General features: G+C 65.6%; 14 protein-coding genes. 6 read left to right on the top strand and 8 right to left on the bottom strand.

Features of this window, described 5'->3' with window-relative positions:
• Positions 1-17: 17 nt before the first annotated feature.
• The 5 genes from P0D89_RS09570 to P0D89_RS09590 all read right to left on the bottom strand — a co-directional run bounded on the left by P0D89_RS09570 (position 18) and on the right by P0D89_RS09590 (position 5252).
• Positions 18-890 (bottom strand): phosphoribulokinase, encoded by an 873-nt coding sequence (locus P0D89_RS09570; protein WP_408357429.1) that lies wholly within the window; start codon positions 888-890, stop codon positions 18-20.
• 72 nt (positions 891-962) lie between these two features.
• On the bottom strand, positions 963-2066 hold the full coding sequence (locus P0D89_RS09575) for a class 1 fructose-bisphosphatase (protein WP_408357432.1): 1104 nt from the start codon (positions 2064-2066) through the stop codon (positions 963-965).
• Positions 2067-2093: 27 nt separating this feature from the next.
• A complete protein-coding gene (gene cbbX / locus P0D89_RS09580; RefSeq protein ID WP_408357434.1) occupies positions 2094-3119 on the bottom strand; it encodes a CbbX protein in 1026 nt (341 codons plus the stop codon).
• 69 nt (positions 3120-3188) lie between these two features.
• Complete coding sequence (locus P0D89_RS09585) at positions 3189-3617, bottom strand: ribulose bisphosphate carboxylase small subunit (RefSeq protein WP_408357436.1); 429 nt, start codon at positions 3615-3617, stop codon at positions 3189-3191.
• A 144-nt stretch (positions 3618-3761) separates the two neighbouring features.
• Positions 3762-5252 carry a form I ribulose bisphosphate carboxylase large subunit gene (locus P0D89_RS09590; protein ID WP_408357438.1) on the bottom strand — a complete coding sequence of 497 codons (1491 nt, stop codon included), beginning with the start codon at positions 5250-5252 and terminating at the stop codon, positions 3762-3764.
• A gap of 479 nt (positions 5253-5731) precedes the next feature.
• Between P0D89_RS09590 and pqqA the strand changes: the two genes are divergently transcribed.
• From pqqA to P0D89_RS09605, 3 genes are all read left to right on the top strand, one after another.
• On the top strand, positions 5732-5806 hold the full coding sequence (pqqA, locus tag P0D89_RS09595; RefSeq protein ID WP_113062024.1) for a pyrroloquinoline quinone precursor peptide PqqA: 75 nt from the start codon (positions 5732-5734) through the stop codon (positions 5804-5806).
• Positions 5807-5906: 100 nt separating this feature from the next.
• Positions 5907-6506 carry a DUF447 domain-containing protein gene (locus tag P0D89_RS09600; RefSeq protein WP_408357440.1) on the top strand — a complete coding sequence of 200 codons (600 nt, stop codon included), beginning with the start codon at positions 5907-5909 and terminating at the stop codon, positions 6504-6506.
• Between the two features lie 18 nt (positions 6507-6524).
• Entirely contained in the window at positions 6525-7268 is a 744-nt protein-coding gene (locus P0D89_RS09605) for a (5-formylfuran-3-yl)methyl phosphate synthase (protein WP_408357442.1), read from the top strand.
• Between the two features lie 59 nt (positions 7269-7327).
• On the opposite strand, the gene P0D89_RS09610 is transcribed toward P0D89_RS09605, so the two are convergent.
• The 3 genes from P0D89_RS09610 to P0D89_RS09620 all read right to left on the bottom strand — a co-directional run bounded on the left by P0D89_RS09610 (position 7328) and on the right by P0D89_RS09620 (position 10219).
• A complete protein-coding gene (locus P0D89_RS09610) occupies positions 7328-7918 on the bottom strand; it encodes an amino acid kinase family protein (protein ID WP_408357444.1) in 591 nt (196 codons plus the stop codon).
• A gap of 133 nt (positions 7919-8051) precedes the next feature.
• Positions 8052-9164 carry a hydantoinase/oxoprolinase family protein gene (locus tag P0D89_RS09615; protein ID WP_408357574.1) on the bottom strand — a complete coding sequence of 371 codons (1113 nt, stop codon included), beginning with the start codon at positions 9162-9164 and terminating at the stop codon, positions 8052-8054.
• 5 nt (positions 9165-9169) lie between these two features.
• A complete protein-coding gene (locus tag P0D89_RS09620; protein ID WP_408357446.1) occupies positions 9170-10219 on the bottom strand; it encodes an ATP-grasp domain-containing protein in 1050 nt (349 codons plus the stop codon).
• Between the two features lie 14 nt (positions 10220-10233).
• Here P0D89_RS09620 and P0D89_RS09625 point away from each other — a divergent pair, with 14 nt between their 5' ends.
• The 3 genes from P0D89_RS09625 to P0D89_RS09635 all read left to right on the top strand — a co-directional run bounded on the left by P0D89_RS09625 (position 10234) and on the right by P0D89_RS09635 (position 14366).
• The gene (locus tag P0D89_RS09625) at positions 10234-10980 is read left to right on the top strand and encodes a HisA/HisF-related TIM barrel protein (RefSeq protein ID WP_408357448.1); all 747 of its coding nucleotides are present in this window, start codon (positions 10234-10236) and stop codon (positions 10978-10980) included.
• Between the two features lie 288 nt (positions 10981-11268).
• Positions 11269-12669 (top strand): molybdopterin-binding domain-containing protein, encoded by a 1401-nt coding sequence (locus P0D89_RS09630; protein ID WP_408357450.1) that lies wholly within the window; start codon positions 11269-11271, stop codon positions 12667-12669.
• Positions 12666-14366, top strand: a complete 1701-nt coding sequence (locus P0D89_RS09635; RefSeq protein ID WP_408357452.1) for a formylmethanofuran dehydrogenase subunit A — start codon at positions 12666-12668, stop codon at positions 14364-14366. The genes P0D89_RS09630 and P0D89_RS09635 overlap by 4 nt, the downstream gene beginning before the upstream one ends.
• Positions 14367-14374: the final 8 nt, after the last annotated feature.

Here is a 14374-nt window from a genome sequence, read left to right on the forward strand (position 1 = left end):
TGTGTGCACGGCGCGCATCAGGCGCGCGAGCGCCGGTCGATCAGTTGAAGAATCATCGGCGTGAAGATCAGTTGCATCGCGAGTCCCATCTTGCCGCCCGGCACGACGATCACGTTCGGGCGCGACATGAACGAGTCGTGCAGCATCGTGAGCAGATACTGGAAGTCGATCCCCTTCGGCCGCGCGAAGCGGATCACCACGAAGCTCTCGTCGGGCTGCGGAATCTCGCGCGCGGTGAACGGATTCGAGGTGTCCACGGTCGGCACGCGCTGAAAGTTCACATGCGTGCGCGAGAACTGCGGGCAGATGTAGTTCACGTAGTCGGGCATGCGCCGCAAGATCGTGTCGACCACCGCTTCATGCGAGTACCCGCGCATCGTCTGATCCCGGTGCAGCTTCTGAATCCATTCGAGGTTGATGATCGGCACTACTCCGATCAGCAGGTCCGCGTGGCGCGCAATGTCGACCTTGTCGGTTACGGCAGCGCCATGCAGCCCCTCGTAGAACATCAGATCGGTGCCGGGCGCGACGTCTTCCCACGGCGTGAAGGTGCCGCCATCCTGTTTGTAGAGCTGTGATTCGGCTGCGTCGTGCACGTAGTGACGCAACTGTCCGGTGGCGCTTTCGCCGTAGCGCGTGAAGAGCGCTTCGAGTTCTTCGAGCAGGTTCGCCTCGGGACCGAAATGACTGAAGTTGGGCGCGCCGTCGTGCTCATGCTCCTTCATGGCCGCGCGCATGCCGTTGCGGTCGTAGCGATGGAATGCATCGCCTTCGACGATCTGTGCGTTGATGTGCTCGCGCCTGAAGATGTGGGTGAAGCTCTTCATGACGGTGGTGGTGCCGGCGCCGCTCGAGCCGGTCACCGCGATGATCGGGTGTTTGACGGACATGCGTTTGTCTCCGGATGGCAATGTTCTGGCCGCCTTCTCAACGGGCGGTGTGGCTGGACTGTCCGCCGCGCGTCAAGCCGTGAAGTCCGGCAGGAATAGCGAGCGCGGGCTGAACAGCGGCGACGTGAAGGGCTTGTCCTCGCCGCGATCGTATTCGCCGTGATAGCGCGCGATGCGTTCGACTTCGTGCTTCGAGCCGAGGATCACCGGCACGCGTGCGTGCAGCGCGCGCGGCAGGACGTCGAGAATGCGCTCGCGCCCGGTGATCGACAGGCCGCCCGCCTGCTCGACCAGAAAGCTCATCGGGTTCGCCTCGTACAGCAGGCGCAGACGCCCTTCCATCGCCGGCGTCTTCGAGTCGCGCGGATACATGAAGACGCCCCCGCGCATCAGGATGCGATGCACTTCCGCGACCATCGACGCGATCCAGCGCATATTGAAGTCGCTCGCCCGGCAGCCGCTGCGCCCGTCCTTGCACTCCTGCACGTAGCGGCGCACGGGCGGCTCCCAGAAGCGCTCGTTGGATGCATTGATCGCGAATTCGACCGTGTCTTCGGGAATCCGGATATTCGAATGCGTGAGCACGAAATTGCCGATGTCGCGTTCGAGCGTGAAGCCGTGCGTGCCATTGCCGACCGACAGCACGAGCATCGTCGACGGCCCATAGACCGCATAGCCCGCCGCGACCTGCTCGCAGCCCGGCCGCAGGAACGCGGCCTCGCCCACTACGCCGTGCATGTCGCCGTTCGTGCGCAGCACCGAGAAAATCGAGCCCACCACGCCGTTGATATCGATATTCGACGAGCCGTCGAGCGGGTCGAACGCAAGCAGATAGTCGCCACGCGGATAGCTCGCCGGAATCGCGTATACGTCCTCCATTTCCTCGGACACCATCGCCGCCAGCAGGCCGTCCCACTCGCATTGCTGCACGAAGATCTCGTTGGTCGCGACGTCGAGCTTCTTCTGTTCCTCGCCGTGCGTGTTGACGGTCTGCGCAGACCCGTAGTGGCCGCCGAGCGAGCCTTTCGTGAGCATCGCCGAGATCGATTTGATCGCGGCCGCCACATCGATCAGCAGCGCCGAGAGTCCCGCCGTCTCCGCCTTGCTCATGGCAGACGGCTGGCGGTCGAGTGCGTCGATCAGGAACTTCGAAAGTGTCGTACGTCCGTCTTGCATGGCGTTCTCCCTGGAGTGTGTCGTGACTCAGCCTGGCGGCGCCTTGAGGGGCCGCGGAGTCGGCGTAGGCGGCGGCTCGTCGAACACGCGGCTCGCGCGGACGTCGGCGGCCTCGATCAGCGTGAGCGCGGCGGCGTCGATCGGCGCGCCGCCTTGCAGCGCGGCCGCGAACAGCCGGTTGGCCTGGCGCAGCCGCGCGCGATCGAGCGCATTGCGCACCGAGCGCGCATTGGCGAAATTCGGCTGACGGATGCGCCGCGCCAGATAGTCGGCGAACGCATGCCGCGAGGCGGCGTCGAAACGGTAATGTATCGTCGCGAGCATCCGCTCGGCGATGTCGAGCAGTTCCGTTTCGGCGTAATCGGGAAACGTGATGTGATGCGCGATGCGCGAACGGAATCCCGGATTGCTCTCGAAGAAGACTTCCATCCGCGATGCGTAGCCGGCCAGAATCACCACCAGATCGCCGCGCTGATTCTCCATGGTCTGCAGCAGGATCTCGATCGCCTCCTGTCCATAATCGCGCTCGTTTTCCGGGCGATACAGGTAGTACGCTTCGTCGATGAACAGCACGCCGCCCATCGCGCGCTTGAGCACATCGCGCGTTTTCGGCGCGGTATGGCCGATGTATTGCCCGACCAGATCGTCGCGCGTCACGGAAACCAGATGATTGCGGCGAATGTAGCCGAGCCGGTGCAGCACCTCGGCCATGCGCAGCGCGACAGTCGTCTTGCCGGTGCCGGGGTTGCCGGAGAAGCACATGTGCAGGGTCGGCGCACCGCCGGCCAGACCAAGCGAATCGCGCGCGCGCTCGACCAGCAGATGAGCGGCCACTTCGCGGATGCGGGTCTTCACCGGCTCGAGCCCGACCAGATCGCGATCGAGTTCGCCGAGCACGTCGCCGATACCGGAGTCGCGATAGAGCGCGGCGAGATCGACCTGGGGCGGCTCACGTCGCGAATCGTGTAGCGACTCGTGTCGCGGATTGCGCGCGACGTCGGTTCGCGCCACGGACGACAGGATCGCATCCGCTATGGCAGCGTCGTCTCTCATTGCTCCTCCCTGGGGCGAGTCGTCGGGCGATTCGTCGTGACCCGCATCACGTTGCGTTGTTCGCGGCCGTCAGCGTGCCGGGCCGTAGCGCTCGCCCGACGGCCGGTCGGCCGCATAGCTCGACATGCCGTAGCGCTGCACCCGCCCTTGCGCATCCTGACGCGAGAGACGGAAGCCCGGTTCCTCGTCCGGACGGTTGACGATGAACGACAGCCGCATGGTCTCGAAGCTGCGCACCGAATCGAACGCGTTGACCTTGATGTAGTGTTGCGGCCGCGCCGCGCGGCACGCGTTCACCTCCTGCAACACGCCGGCCGCGTCGTGCAGGTCGAACATCGGCAAGCCCCACATTTCCCAATAGGTGTTGCGCGGATGCGGGTCATCGGTGAATTCCACCGAACACGCCCAGCCCTGGCGCAGCGCGTAATCGATCTGCAAGCTGATCTCCGCGTCGGTCAGCTCGGGCAGAAAGGAGAACGTTCCTTGTGTAATGCGCATGACGAACCTCGTTGATTGATGTCACGTTCCGAACGGCGTCAGCTGTCCCCTCGCGCGGTGCTATGGCACCGTCGTCGGGATTGGCTTGCTAGTCGACAAAATGGGCAACTGGCGCTGACTTGCTGCTTACGCCACCTGCGCCATCTATGCCGCGGTCGGCGTGGCCGCGAAATCGGGGGTATCGGTCGACGCGTAGTTGAAAGTCACGTCGCGCCACGTGTCGAGCGCCTGCTTGAGCGGCGTGCACCAGCGAGCGGCGGCTTCGAGAATGTCCGGGCCCTCGTTGAGAATGTCGCGGCCCTCGTTGCGCGCCTTCACCATCGTTTCGAGTGCCACGCGGTTCGCCACCGCGCCGGCCTGAATGCCGGCCGGATGACCGATCGTGCCGCCGCCGAACTGCAGAATCGCGTCGTCGCCGAACAGGTCGAGCAACTGATGCATCTGCCCCGCATGAATGCCGCCCGAGGCCACCGGCATGACCTTGCGCAAGCCGGCCCACGGCTGATCGAAGAAAATGCCGCGCGACAGATCGACTGCATTGTGGGCGTCGCGGCATACGTTGTAGTAGCCCTGCACCGACAGCGGATCGCCTTCGAGTTTGCCGACCGCCGTGCCCGCATGCGCATGATCGACGCCCGCCATGCGCAGCCATTTCGCGATCACGCGGAACGAGATGCCGTGGTTGCGCTGGCGCGTGTAAGTGCTGTGCCCGGCGCGATGCAGGTGCAGGATCATGTCGTTCTTGCGGGCCCAGTGCGACATCGATTGAATCGCGGTCCAGCCGATCACGAGGTCGATCATCACGATGCACGAGCCAAGCTCCTTCGCGAATTCGGCGCGCTCGTACATGTGCTCCATGGTGCCGGCCGTCACGTTCAGATAATGGCCCTTGACCTCGCCGGTTTCCGCTTGCGCGCGGTTCACCGCGTCCATCGAGAACAGAAAACGGTCGCGCCAATGCATGAACGCCTGCGAGTTGATGTTCTCGTCGTCCTTCAGAAAATCCAGTCCGCCGCGCAGTCCTTCGTACACCACACGCCCATAGTTCTTGCCCGACAACCCCAGCTTCGGCTTGACCGTTGCACCGAGCAGCGGCCGTCCATACTTGTCGAGCCGTTCGCGCTCGACGACGATACCGGTCGGCGGCCCCTGGAAAGTCTTCAGATAAGCAACCGGTATGCGCATGTCTTCGAGACGCAGCGCCTTGAGCGGTTTGAAACCGAACACGTTGCCGATGATCGACGCAGTCAGATTCGCCACCGAGCCTTCTTCGAACAGATCGAGCTCATACGCGATGTACGCGAAGTACTGCGGCTCGTCGGCGCGCGAAGCCGGCACCGGCTGGACCCGATAAGCCTTGGCGCGATACATGTCGCAGGCGGTCAGCCGGTCGGTCCACACGACCGTCCAGGTCGCCGTCGACGATTCGCCGGCCACGGCCGCCGCCGCTTCCTCCGGCTCGACACCGGGTTGCGGCGTGATGCGAAACAGTGCGATGACGTCGGTTTCTTTCGGCTCGTAGTCCGGTTGCCAGTAACCCATTTCGCGGTATTTCATCACGCCAGCTGCGTACCGCTCGCGCGGATTGCGCGGATTACGTTCCGGCTCGATCACCGGTTGGCTGAAATCGTTCATGACGTGTCCTTGAAGGTGGCAGGCGCGCTGCCGGAAGAACGAAGCGCTTGAGTTGCACTGTAGGTACGGACGACGTCAAAGGGAATTCACGATTTTATTTGGCAGACTTAACCGATCCGTTATCGAACGCACATCGCGGTTTGCTTTTTCGGGACCCGCGCGAAAAATCGGTGCAGAATGTCTCGTGACGAAACAGAGAATGGCGTGACAGCGCACTGCCAATCCATGCGAGTGCGATGGAACACTTTGCTTCGTTTTCGCCACACAGCGAAGACCTTGAATGCGGGTTGTACGGCTGCGCTGTGTGACTGTCATGCCGGCGTAATTCGGCAGGCGCTGTATAGCCGGTCGGACGCGCGCCGATGCATCGCTTCGGCATCACGCATGGGCATAAAGCTTGCGTTACACCGGATGCCCATGAAGTCCGGCATTACGCCAGGCCGACGGCAACGCTGTGTCAACCCATGGAGGAAGCACGTATGCAATGGACGACTCCGAGTTATACCGATGTGCGTCTCGGTTTTGAAATCGTGATGTATGTCGCTACGCGTTAAGCCCGCAATAGGGCCGCACGCCGCGGCCCCTTTGCGAATCATGTTTGTCATCAGCTAACCGGCCGGCCTTTCGGCGCTGTCAGGACACGCGTTCTCATCCATGATCCACGAAACGATCGTCACCACGGCAGCGTGCGATGGCCGCCCTCACGTCGCCCCGATGGGGGCGCGGTACGAGGGCGATCGTGTCATCCTCTCCCCGTTTCGTCCATCCACGACGCTCGACAATATCGTTGCGTCGCGTGCGGCGGTTCTGAACTTCACCACCGACGTGCGCATCTTCGCGGGCTGTGTCACGCACTGCGCCACCGATTGGCCGACCGTTCGCGCAAGCCGCGTCGCCAGCGTGCGTCTCGCCGAATCGCTGGCGCACACCGAACTCGAACTCGACGAATTGCGCGACGATGCGCAGCGTCCGGTGCTGCTCATGAAATGCGTGCACCGCGAAAACCACGCGCCGTTCGCGGGCTTCAACCGCGCGCAGGCGGCCGTGGTCGAAGGCGCGATTCTCGTGAGCCGGCTCTTCATGCTGCCTGCCGACAAGGTCGATCGCGAGATGGCCTACCTGCAGATCGCGATCGACAAGACAGCCGGCGACAACGAGCGCACGGCATGGGGTTGGCTCGTCGCCGCCGTCGCGCGGCATCGGGCGAGCCTCGAATCATCCGGTGGTCAAACCGCCGCTGCCGTACACCACTAGTCTTCCCGGAGAACACCGATGACCGCACTGCTCGCGAGCGTCCGCTCGGATGACGAGGCATTCGACGCCGCTCGCGCCGGCGCCGAACTGATCGACCTGAAGGAGCCGAACGCCGGCGCGCTCGGCGGCCTGTCGATTGGCGAGATTACGCTCATCGCGCGCCAACTGCGCGCGCGCTACCCGGTCAAGCCGATCAGTGCGGCGATCGGCGACGTGCCAGCCGACGCGTTCGATGAGATCGCCGCGCGCGTCATCGAGGTCAGCGACGCGGGCATCGATTACGTGAAGGTCGGCGTGGCGCATGGACCGTCAGCGCGACGCTGCCTGGAGCAACTGGCCAATCTGCCGGCAACGGTGGTGCCGGTGCTCCTATGCGACAGCGGCGTGGACGACGAACTGGTCATCCACACCGCCGCGCTCGGCTTTGCCGGTGTGATGTTCGATACTGCCAGCAAGGACGGCAGCACGCTTTTCGATCATGCGGATGTCGATACGCTCGCCCGCTGGCTGCGGCTCACGCGCGCGCGTGGCGCGATGGGCGGCATCGCCGGCGCGCTCGGCTGGGCACAGCTGGAGCAGATCCGCACGCTCGCGCCCGATGTCGCGGGCTTTCGCACCGCGTTGTGCGCTGACGGGCGTCGTTCGAGGCTCGACCCGCAACGCGTCGCGCAATGGGCCAGCGCGTTGCACCGGCCGGCGGGCGACGTGGGCGCGAGCGGTGGCGCGTCGGCGTCAGGCACCGCGAACGCGGCGCGGCTGTAGGACGGAGGGACGCAAGCGGCGCGTCCCCGTTCCCGTTCACGACGCGAATCAGCCGTGAATCAGGTGACCGGGATGTTGAGCAGCCGGTCGCGCATCAACGCGACGTTGTTCCTGTCGAACAGTTCGACCACGTAGTTCGCATCATTCACGTATTCGACGAAACGGCAATCCACCACACCCGCTTCGGCCAGCGTTTCGAGTGGGTCGTCAGCGGCGATCGGACAGGATTTCACCAGGATCAGGCGCTCGGCATTGAGCATCGTCGACAGCCATGCGGCGAGGCTGTCCGAAGTCGTGTCCCAGTTGCTCATTGCATCGGGTGTGTCGCGCATCAACGCGGTCGGCACCCACACAGCGACATGACCGTCGCGCAACGTGCGGCGAATCTTGGCCTCGCTCGACGCGAGCACCAGTTCGGGCAACACCCCCTGCATCAGAAGCGCGTATTGCGTCATTGCCAACAAACACATATTGTGCGCGGCGAGATCGTCGAAGCGCCACTCGCTCTGATATTGCCGCACCTTGTCCGCAAAATCGCCGCCACCGGGCACGATGACGACGCGTCCGCCGCCAACTTCGCATAGCTCGGTGAGCCAGTGGCGCAGCGTCGGGTCGTGACTCAGACTGCCTCCGATCTTGACCACCCACATGACTGTTGTCCTCGCTTCCAGTTGAGTGCCCGTCCGGGTTCCGGTCTGTGCCCCGTCATGTTTCAAACCAGGCTCATCGTTGCACTGTCCAGCTTGCACGCCACGTTATCAGACGGCGGCGCCGTTTTTCACATCACGCCGCGCGCGACGTCTCACGATTCACGCCTTGCTCGCGGGCGTGGAGATCGCGAATCGCCAGCAGCGCGACCGCCACGCTCGGCGCGCAAGTCGCCGCCCACGCGGCGCAACTGTCCGGCACGCCCGCAAGCGTGCCGAAGTCGATATAGCCACGCGCTTCGTCACGCGCCAATGCGGCGACAAGGAATCGGCCGCACCCCGCACCCAGCAGCGGCGCGGCGGCCAGTTCCGGATGCACGGCGACTACCCGCGCCAGATTCACACCGATTTCGCGCAACTGGAGCGCGCGCCAGCGTTGCGCGAAGCCGCGCCATTCGGGCGGACCCGCTTCATGCGCGTCGCGCCCGATCATGCGTGCGAGCCGCGCACGGCTCGCCGCTTCGGTCTTCGGCCCCTGGTCGGCGCTCGGATGCGCGTCGTGCAGTGGGTCCAGTTCGCCGGTCAGCCGATAAACGTCGGCGGTGGTCGCAAACCATTCGTTCATCACGTTGACCGTGACGCCGGCAAATTCGATGCGGTGCGCGACCCCGCACAACGGCGTGCGCACGACACCCTGATACACGAGCTCGCCGGTGGCGAGCCGGCCGGCATCGGTCGAGGCGCACGCGACCACCCGGCCGCCGACCATCGGAATGATGTCGGTGGTCGTGCTGCCGATATCGATGAGCACGGCGTCTGCCACGCGGGTGCACACCCACCGCGCGGTGGCGAGCCAGTTCGCCGACGCGACGTGGCGCCAGCCGGCCGCGCAGGCGTCGGCGGCGAGCCAGCCGGCGTCGCCGGCATAAAAACGCAGCCGCGCGCCGAGCCGCTGCGCGAGTGTGGCGACGATCGCCCGCACGCCTTCGGCGCGGTCCCCGAACAGATCGACCATCTCGCCTGTCATCGTCACTGCGTGCTGCGCGCCGGCCGTGCGTGCCTGCGCCCAGCGCTCGAAAACGAGGCCGATGGTCCGCTCCAGATGATCGAGTCCCTGCCACAGCGGACAGGGCCATTGCGCCACATCGAGCACGGTTGCGCTGCCATCGGCCATCGACACCTTCACGTGCGCGCCGCCGACGTCCCAGCCGAACACCACCGCGCCCGCTGCCGCCTCTTCCGTATGCATCGCGCTCAAGGCCGCACCCCGAAAGTTGACTGCGATGGGCTGGTGCGCGCCGCCTCGGACCGCTCGACGCGCGCCCCGTGCGCGGCCAGCAAAGCCGACGCCAGATTGCCGCCGAGTGCGGCGGACAGCCCCGCATAAGCCACCGTGAGACGCGGATTCACCTCGATCACGACCGGTCCGCGCTGCGGATGCCACACCACGTCGATGCCGACAAAGCCGCGCAAGCCCGGTATCGCCCTCGCAACGCGTTGTGCGAGCGTGTCGAGCGCGCGGCCCTCGTCGCTGTGACGATCGATCTGATCGACCAGCACGCCGTCGAACTCGACGATCCGCGGCGGCCCGCCCGGCGCGTCGCCGCCGCTCAAACCGATCTGCTGACGGTTGATGCTGACCAGCTCGGCGCCCTTGTCGCGGCAGATCAGCGACAGGCTCAGCGGTTCGCCGTCGACCCATGCCTGCAGCACCGGATTGCGCGCCGCGGCCGCGCGCACGTCGTATTCGGCGCAGGCATCGGGGAAGCGGTCGAACACGAAGGTATCGAGGCCACCCGCGCCATCGTCCGGTTTCACGACCCAACGGCCGGCCCGAGCTTCGAGCGCTTGCCCCGGTTCGAGGGCGGGCGTCGTGGCAATCCCATGCGCGGTAAGACACGCCGCCGTCGCGCTCTTGCTCGACGCCACGCGGATCGCTTCCTTGCCGCAGCCGAGCCAGCGTGCGGCGCCGACGGCATCGTAGAGGTGCAGGAGCAGGCCGTCGCATTCCGGCGCGATGACCCAGGCGTAATCGTGTTCACGCGCCGCGCGGGCGACGAAGGCCGTCATTGATTCGCCGTGCGCAGCCATACAATGCGACTGCGCCGCGTCGACCGTTTCGAAGCGTGAGGTCGCGAACGTGACGTGCACGCCGTCGAGTTCGCGCAGATCGGCGACCAGCGCGTCGCGCATCACGCGTCCTTCGACGATCAGCGCGCTCAGGTCGGCGAGACTGCCTGCGCCGGCCAGCGCGGGATCGATGCCGCCGCCAGTGAGATACTCATACACAAAGATCTTGGTCAAAGGAACGCGCCCCTATGCAGGTGATACCGGTTCTCGATCTGCTCGACGGCCATGTCGTGCGCGCAGTGCGCGGCGAGCGGACCGCCTATCGGCCCATCCAGTCCCGCCTGGCCGCCGCCAGCGAGCCGCTTCCCATCGCCCGCGCGCTGCTCGCCGCAAGCGGCGCGCGCACGCTCTATATCGCCGACCTCGGCGCCATCCTGCAGCGCGGCGCACATGCGTCGATGCTCGCCGCGTTGCGCGCCGCCCTGCCCGGCATCGAACTCTGGCTCGATGCGGGCTACGCGGACTACGCTTCGATGCGCGCGCTGTTCGACCACATCGACGCGATCGGCCAACACGCGGGCCGCGCCGCAGATCACGACCTCGCGACTCTGGTACCCGTGTTCGGCACGGAGTCGCTGCGCGATATCCATGCACTGCATGCGGCACAGACTGCCGGCCTTTCGCCGATCCTCTCGCTCGATCACCGGGCCGGCCAGTTACTCGCGGCCACCGAACTCGAACGTTCCTCGACATGGTGGCCGTCGCGTGTGATCGCGATGACACTCGATCAAGTAGGCAGTTACGCAGGGCCTGATCTGCCTACCTTCGAGCGCATCCGCGCCAGCGCGGCGGCGCATACCACGGTGATCGGCGCGGGCGGCATCCGCAATCGCGCCGATATGACGGCCGCGGCAAGCACTGGCGCGACCGCGTGGCTGGTCGCCTCCGCACTGCACGATCGACAGATCGGCCTCGCGCAATCCGAATCCTTGTAGGCTTTCCATACAATTTCCATGCCACGGCATAAGCAACCTGCGAATGTAAGCGAACGGCAAGCCAGGCAGGCTGCGCGTGACACTCTGCTCCAGCGCGGCACACAACCTGTACGGCGCAATCGCGTGTGAGCGTATCGGCCGCCTCACGATCAAGGGACGCCGGTGAATGCGCATCCGCCCTGCCGATTCCTCTGAACGCAAAGCAGCACGACCGGGCACGTGATGCGGGTCGGGGTAGCGCCATCATGTCGTCACATCAATCGGCATGGAGCTTGCTAAAAATGCGCCATGCACCTTTCGCCTACCGATCCATCGAATCCCAGCATGAACGCGTCGGGCACAACCGGCGCGCGCACGCCGGCGATCACTCGCGACTGGACTTGCCCGTTCTGCCCATTGCTGTGTGACGACCTCGTGGTCGAATCACACGGCGACGGCACACTCAGCGTTGCGGACACCGAATGTTCGCGGCTTGCTGCGGCCCTTGCGTCATATAGCGCAACGGACACGCAATGCCGCAGCGTCGTCGATGGAAACGAGGTGGCGCTCGATGCGGCGTTGGCCCGCGCCGCGCAAATCCTCGCGGACTCGCGCCGTCCGTTGTTTGGCGGCCTTGCCACCGACGTTGCTGGCGCCCGCGCGCTCTACGTGCTCGCGGCCGGTTGCGGCGCGATTCTCGATCATCTGCACGGCGACGCGTTGACGCCGGCGACCCTCGCATTGCAGGACCGCGGCTCGTTCTTCACGACGCTCTCCGAAGTGCGGTCCCGCGCCGACTTGCTGTTGTTCTTCGGCTGTCAGCCGTCACGGCGTTATCCGCGTTTTTTCACGCGAGTGCTGGCGGGCACCGATATCGCGCGTGAGCTGATATTCGTCGGCTGCGCAGTGGACCCGGCGACAGCCGGCTTCGCGCATACGCGAACAGAAACGCTGCTGCCGCACGCCGATCCCTACGACACGCTCGCGCTGTGGTCCGCGCTTGGTGAAGGGCGCGAACCCGGCGGGCTGCACCGGGACAGCAACGGCAGCGACGCTGACGCCAGCCCGGCGGCAACGCTCTCATCATTGCAGGCGCGCATCGCCGCGGCGCGCTACACGGTGCTCGTCTACGAGCCGGGCGCGCTGCCCAGCCCGCATGCGGCGCTCTTGATCGAAGCGTTGAACCGGATCGTCAAGGCGGCGAACCGCACCACCCGAGCGGCGGGTCTCGCCCTCGGCGGCGACGACGGCGCACTGACGGTGAATCAGACGGTAACCTGGCTCTCCGGCATGCCGCTGCGCACGCGCTTGTCGACGCCTGCACGCAGCGCCGGCACGGCGCCGCTCGACCACGATCCGTACCGCTATCGCACCAGCAGTCTGCTCGCTGGCGGCGAAGTGGACGCGCTACTGTGGACCGCGAGCTTCGCGCCGCATGCGTGGCCGGCGTCGCTCGATCCAGCCGTCCCCTTGATCGTGCTCGGCCATCCGGCGCTCGCGGACGCGACGAAGACGCGCGGCGCGAACACCGTGTTCATTCCCGTCGCGACATCCGGCATTGACACCGGCGGCCATCTGTTTCGCGTCGACAGTTCGGTCGTGATGCCGCTTGCCGCCGCGCGCGGCGCCGCGCTTGCGTCAGTGGCGTCGCTTGCCACGCAGTTGACCACGCGCCTGCACGAGCAGCGGTCCGGCGAGGTGCAACAATGAGCCTCGTCCGACTGAAAGGCGGCACGATCTTCGACCCCACGCACAACGTGAACGGCGAGCGCCGCGATCTGAGCTTCCGCGATGGACGCATCGTCGACCTCGCGCCCAATATGCCGGTGGATCGCGAATACGACGCCAGCGGCATGATCGTGATGGCGGGCGGCATCGACATGCACTCGCATATCGGCGGCGGCAAGACCAACCTGTCGCGCCTGCTGCTCCCCGAGGACCATCGCACCGATCCTCTGCGCGAGCCGGCCTACGAATCGGCGCAGGACGGCGCGGGCCGTTATCTGCGTCTGCCGTCATGCGGCGTCTGCACGCCGGGGACGCTCGCGACCGGCTACCGCTACGCCGAAATGGGCTACACCGCCGCCTTCGAACCGGCCATGATGCCGTCCAACGCGCGCCACACGCACCTCGAAATGGGCGACACCCCGATCATCGATCACGGCGCCTACGTGATGCTCGGCAACGACGAACTGTTCCTGCAGATGCTGGCGGCGCGCGACGACTTCGCGCGCCTGCGCGACTACGTCGGCTGGACGATTTATGCGAGCAAGGCGCTCGGCGTGAAAGTGGTCAACCCGGGCGGCATCTCCGCTTTCAAGTTCAACCAGCGTTCGCTCGACGTCGACGAACCGCACGTGCACTACGGCATCACGCCGCGCGAAGTGCTACACACGTTATCGCGCGCGCTGACCGAACTGCGCGTGCCGCATCCTCTGCATGTGCACGCGAGCAATCTCGGCGTGCCCGGCAACATCGAATCGACGATCGCGACCATGGACGCCGCCGACGGCCTGCCGATCCACCTGACGCACATCCAGTTTCACAGCTATGGGGTCGAAGGGCCGCAGAAGTTTTCGTCGGGCGCGCGGCATATCGCCGATGCGGTGAACGCGCGGCCGAACGTTTCGATCGATGTCGGCCAGATCATCTTTGGACAGACCGTCACGGCCTCGGGTGACACGATGATGCAGTTCCGCAACACGCCGTTCGCCCGGCCGCACAAGTGGGTGGTCGGCGACATCGAATGCGATGCGGGCTGCGGCGTCGTGCCGTTCCGTTATCGCGAGCAAAGCTATGTGAACGCGCTGCAATGGATCATCGGCCTGGAAATTTTCCTGCTGGTCGACGATCCGTGGCGCGTCGCGATGACCACGGATCATCCGAACGGCGGCCCGTTCACCAGCTATCCGCATCTGATCCGCCTCCTGATGGACAAGCCGTTCCGCGACGAGCAACTCGCAAAGCTCAATCCCGACGCCCAGGTCGCCAGCGCATTGCCGGGGCTGGCGCGCGAGTTCTCGATGTATGAGATCGCAATCATCACGCGCGCCGGTCCCGCGCGGCTGCTCGGTCTGCGCGACCGTGGCCACCTCGGCGCAGGCGCCGCGGCGGACATCGCCGTCTATCGCGACGAGCCGGACCGCGAGCGGATGTTCACCTCGCCCGCCTATGTGTTCAAGGACGGCGAGCTGGTCGCGCGCGACGGCACCCTCGTCGCCACGCCGACGGGCGGCATCCATTTCGTGTCGCCGGAGTTCGATCGCGGCATCGAGAAGACGCTGCGCGCCTACAGCGACGCCAGGCTCGCGAGCAACTTCGCACATGCCGCGATCAGCGACGACGAGGTCTGCGACTGCTGCCGCGGCGGGCGCCTGTTGCCCGTCGAATGTCTGGCTAACGGATAACGGCTGAC

The sequence above is a fragment of the Paraburkholderia sp. RL18-085-BIA-A genome (genome assembly GCF_046027075.1).
GTDB lineage: Bacteria > Pseudomonadota > Gammaproteobacteria > Burkholderiales > Burkholderiaceae > Paraburkholderia.

Excerpts from the sequence above, each read along its gene's own strand:
- P0D89_RS09570 (WP_408357429.1), bottom strand. The coding sequence starts at position 890 with ATGTCCGTCAAACACCCGATCATCGCGGTGACCGGCTCGAGCGGCGCC.
- P0D89_RS09575 (WP_408357432.1), bottom strand. The coding sequence starts at position 2,066 with ATGCAAGACGGACGTACGACACTTTCGAAGTTCCTGATCGACGCACTC.
- cbbX (WP_408357434.1), bottom strand. The coding sequence starts at position 3,119 with ATGAGAGACGACGCTGCCATAGCGGATGCGATCCTGTCGTCCGTGGCG.
- P0D89_RS09585 (WP_408357436.1), bottom strand. The coding sequence starts at position 3,617 with ATGCGCATTACACAAGGAACGTTCTCCTTTCTGCCCGAGCTGACCGAC.
- P0D89_RS09590 (WP_408357438.1), bottom strand. The coding sequence starts at position 5,252 with ATGAACGATTTCAGCCAACCGGTGATCGAGCCGGAACGTAATCCGCGC.
- P0D89_RS09600 (WP_408357440.1), top strand. The coding sequence starts at position 5,907 with ATGATCCACGAAACGATCGTCACCACGGCAGCGTGCGATGGCCGCCCT.
- P0D89_RS09605 (WP_408357442.1), top strand. The coding sequence starts at position 6,525 with ATGACCGCACTGCTCGCGAGCGTCCGCTCGGATGACGAGGCATTCGAC.
- P0D89_RS09610 (WP_408357444.1), bottom strand. The coding sequence starts at position 7,918 with ATGTGGGTGGTCAAGATCGGAGGCAGTCTGAGTCACGACCCGACGCTG.
- P0D89_RS09615 (WP_408357574.1), bottom strand. The coding sequence starts at position 9,164 with ATGCATACGGAAGAGGCGGCAGCGGGCGCGGTGGTGTTCGGCTGGGAC.
- P0D89_RS09625 (WP_408357448.1), top strand. The coding sequence starts at position 10,234 with ATGCAGGTGATACCGGTTCTCGATCTGCTCGACGGCCATGTCGTGCGC.
- P0D89_RS09630 (WP_408357450.1), top strand. The coding sequence starts at position 11,269 with ATGCACCTTTCGCCTACCGATCCATCGAATCCCAGCATGAACGCGTCG.
- P0D89_RS09635 (WP_408357452.1), top strand. The coding sequence starts at position 12,666 with ATGAGCCTCGTCCGACTGAAAGGCGGCACGATCTTCGACCCCACGCAC.